General features: G+C 72.2%; 2 protein-coding genes. Both read left to right on the top strand.

What is annotated here, in order from left to right; genetic code table 11:
* Window positions 1–294: 294 nt before the first annotated feature.
* Window positions 295–1629 (top strand): jacalin-like lectin, encoded by a 1335-nt coding sequence (locus E1165_RS28160; RefSeq protein WP_132394728.1) that lies wholly within the window; start codon window positions 295–297, stop codon window positions 1627–1629.
* Between the two features lie 10 nt (window positions 1630–1639).
* On the top strand, window positions 1640–3583 hold the full coding sequence (gene uvrC / locus E1165_RS28155; RefSeq protein WP_132394727.1) for an excinuclease ABC subunit UvrC: 1944 nt from the start codon (window positions 1640–1642) through the stop codon (window positions 3581–3583).
* Window positions 3584–3823: the final 240 nt, after the last annotated feature.

Here is a 3823-nt window from a genome sequence, read left to right as displayed (position 1 = left end):
GGGTGGCGGTCAGGACAGCGGCGACGCTCACGCCGGCGGTGAGCCCGGCGAGCAGCCGTCGTGTGGTGGGGGGACGAGGCATGGTGATCCTTCGAGGGGGGTGGGGATCAATACGCGAATAACATTCGGTTACCGGATGGTAAGCGGTCGGCAGTCGTATAGGAAGACGTCAATCGTGACGTCGTCCGGTTGTTACCCCGCAGTATTGAGCGGCTCGGGTTGCTTGGATAGCCTTCGATCCCACCTCGGTCGGGATTCCCCCGCCCGGCCGTCGAACTCCAGATTGGACCGTCGATGAAGGTCGTCCGTCTACTCGCGTCCGCGGCGCTGCTCGCGGCCGTGCTCCCCCCGAGCGCGCCGGCCACCGCCGCTGCCGCCGGCGCCGCCCCCGGCCCCGCGTCCGGGTCGTTCTCCGTGCTCACCTACAACGTCGCGGGCCTGCCGGACCTGCTCTCCAGCGGCGACCCGGCGACCAACACCCGCCCGATCGGCGAGCGGATCAACGGGTACGACATCGTGCACGTCCAGGAGGACTTCAACTACCACGCCGACCTCTACGCCACCGACCGGCACCCGCACCGCACCCCGACCAGCGGCGGCGTGCCGTTCGGCGACGGTCTGAACACGCTGTCGAACTTCCCGTACAGCGACTTCGCCCGGGTCAAGTGGAACTCCTGCAACGGCACCGACTGCCTCACCCCGAAGGGCTTCACGGCCTCCCGGATCCGGCTGGCCGAGGGCGTCTTCGTGGACTTCTACAACGCCCACCCGAACGCCGGCAGCACCGACGCCGACCTGGCCGCCCGCCGGTCCAACCTCTCCCAGCTCTCCGCGTACATCTCGGCCCACTCGGCCGGCAACGCGGTGATCCTGATGGGTGACCTGAACGTCCGCTGGACCCGCACCGGCGACAACATCCGTGACCTGGTGGCCGCCAACGGCCTCACCGACGCCTGGGTCCGGCAGGAGCGGGGCGGGGTGCCGCCGGCCGCCGGCAGTCCCGCGCTGGTCTGCGACCCGGCGAACGTGACGAACTCCTGCGAGGTGGTCGACAAGATCCTCTACCGGGGCAACCGGCTGGTCCGGCTCGACCTGCGCCGCTACCACAACGAGCACACCAGGTTCCTGACCCCGACCGGCGGCCCGCTCTCCGACCACTACCCGCACGCCGCCTGGTTCGACTGGACCCTCGACCCGACGCTGCGGGCCAGCGACACCTGGGGCGGCCCGCACGGCACCCGGTTCACCGACCTCGACGCCGCCGGCCCCCGGGTCACCGGGCTCACCCTGCGTGGCGGCAGCCGGCTCGACCAGGTCGCCCTCACCCTGGCCGACGGGCGCACCCTGAGCCACGGCGGCACCGGCGGCACCGCCGCCTCCCTGGCGCTGGCCGACGGCGAGCACGTCACCCAGGTCACCCTCACCCAGGGCAAGAAGGACGGCCACACGCGGATCTTCTCCGCCCGGCTGACCACCGACCGGGGCCGGGTGCTGGCCGCCGGCACCCCGACCGCCGAGGCGGTGACCTTCACCGCGCCGCCCGGCGGCCGGCTGGCCGGCTTCTTCGGCCGCAGTGGCGCCGAGGTCGACCAGCTCGGCGTGATCTGGAGTGTCGGCGGCAACGGATAGTCTCGGAGCCGTGGCAGATCCCTCGACCTACCGTCCCGCGCCCGGCACCATCCCCGAGTCACCGGGGGTCTACCGGTTCCGTGACGGCACCGGCCGGGTGATCTACGTCGGCAAGGCGAAGAACCTCCGCGCCCGGCTCAACTCGTACTTCGGCGATCTGCTGGGTCTGCACGAGCGGACCCGGCAGATGGTCACCACCGCCGAGTCGGTCGACTGGATCACCGTCGCCACCGAGGTCGAGGCGCTCCAGCAGGAGTTCACCTGGATCAAGCAGTACGATCCGCGCTTCAACGTCCGCTACCGTGACGACAAGTCCTACCCCTACCTGGCGGTCACCCTCGACGAGGAGTACCCGCGGTTGCAGGTGATGCGCGGCGCCAAGCGCAGGGGAGTGCGGTACTTCGGGCCGTACTCGCACGCCTGGGCGATCCGCGAGACCCTCGACCTGCTGCTGCGGGTCTTCCCCGCGCGGACCTGCTCCGCCGGGGTGTTCAAGCGGGCCGGCCAGGTCGGCCGGCCCTGCCTGCTGGGATACATCGGCAAGTGCTCCGCGCCCTGCGTCGGCACCGTCTCGGCCGAGGAGCACCGGCGCATCGTCGACGACTTCTGCGACTTCATGGCCGGGCGCACCGACACCATGGTGCGCAAGCTGGAACGCGAGATGCGGGAGGCCAGCGAGCACCTGGACTTCGAGCGGGCCGCGCGGCTGCGTGACGACGTGGCCGCGCTGCGCCGGGCCATGGAGAAGCAGAGCGTCGTGCTCGGCGACGGCACCGACGCCGACGTGGTCGCCTTCGCCGACGACCCCCTGGAGGCCGCCGTCCAGGTCTTCCGCGTCCGTGACGGTCGGGTACGCGGCCAACGCGGCTGGGTGGTGGAGAAGACCGAGGAGCTGACCACCGGCGACCTGGTGCACCACTTCTGCACCCAGGTCTACGGCGGCGAACAGGGCGAGACCGACGTCCCCCGGGAACTGCTCGTCCCCGAGCTGCCCGCCGACGCCGACGCCCTCGCCGACTGGCTCACCACCCGGCGGGGCAGCCGGGTCACGCTGCGGGTGCCCCAGCGCGGCGACAAGAAGGCGCTGCTGGAAACCGTCGAACGCAACGCGCGCGACGCCCTGGCCCGGCACAAGCTCAAGCGCGCCGGCGACCTGACCACCCGCGGTCAGGCGCTCGACGAGATCGCCGAGGCGCTCGGCATGCGTACCTCGCCGCTGCGCATCGAGTGTTTCGACGTCTCCCAGATCCAGGGCACCGACGTGGTGGCCAGCATGGTCGTCTTCGAGGACGGGCTGCCCCGCAAGAGCGAGTACCGCCGGTTCGTCGTCCGGGGCGCCACCGACGACCTCTCCGCCATGTCGGAGGTGCTGCGCCGGCGCTTCGCCCGCTACCTCGACACCCGCGCCGAGACCGGGGAGATCGGCGAGGAGACCGCGTCGGACCCGGACCGGCCCGGCATCGACCCGACCACCGGCCGGCCGCGCAGGTTCGCGTACCCGCCGCAGCTGGTGGTGGTCGACGGCGGCGCGCCGCAGGTGGCCGCCGCCGCCCAGGCGCTGGCCGACCTGGGCATCGACGACGTGGCGCTCTGCGGGCTGGCCAAGCGGCTGGAGGAGGTGTGGCTGCCCGACGACGAGTACCCGGTCATCCTGCCGCGTACCTCCGAGGGGCTCTACCTGCTGCAACGGGTCCGCGACGAGGCGCACCGCTTCGCCATCACGTTCCACCGGCAGCGGCGCTCGAAGCGGATGACGGAGTCGGCGCTGGACGACGTGCCCGGCCTCGGCGAGGTACGCCGCAAGGCGCTGCTGCGGCACTTCGGCTCCCTGAAGCGGCTCGCCGCGGCCACCGTCGAGGAGATCACCGAGGTCCCGGGGGTGGGGCAGCGGACCGCCGAGGCGGTTCTCGCCGCCCTGGCGGGCGACACCGCCAAGGCCACCGCCACCGAATGACCGCCGCACGCCTCAGCCCGGCCGGTCTCGCTCACCGTGCCAGAGCGCGACGCCGCACCGCTGGGCGTCCACGTGAGCGCCAACTGGAACGACGGCCTGCGCTACCCGGGCGTCCAGCTCGACGGGGACTCGTTCGCGAACGTGTTCTTCGGCCGGGTCGGGCCCGCCGTCGCCGCCCCCGAGCTCGCCGTGACGTTGGGCATCGGGCTCGCCCGCCCCGGCAAGGACGGCAGCTTCCGC

Origin of the sequence: Micromonospora sp. KC723 (assembly GCF_004348595.1) — a bacterium.
In the GTDB taxonomy this organism is placed as follows: Bacteria; Actinomycetota; Actinomycetes; order Mycobacteriales; family Micromonosporaceae; genus Micromonospora.
The sequence above is the reverse complement of the archived record's forward strand: the minus strand, read 5'-3'. Positions and strand labels throughout refer to the sequence as shown.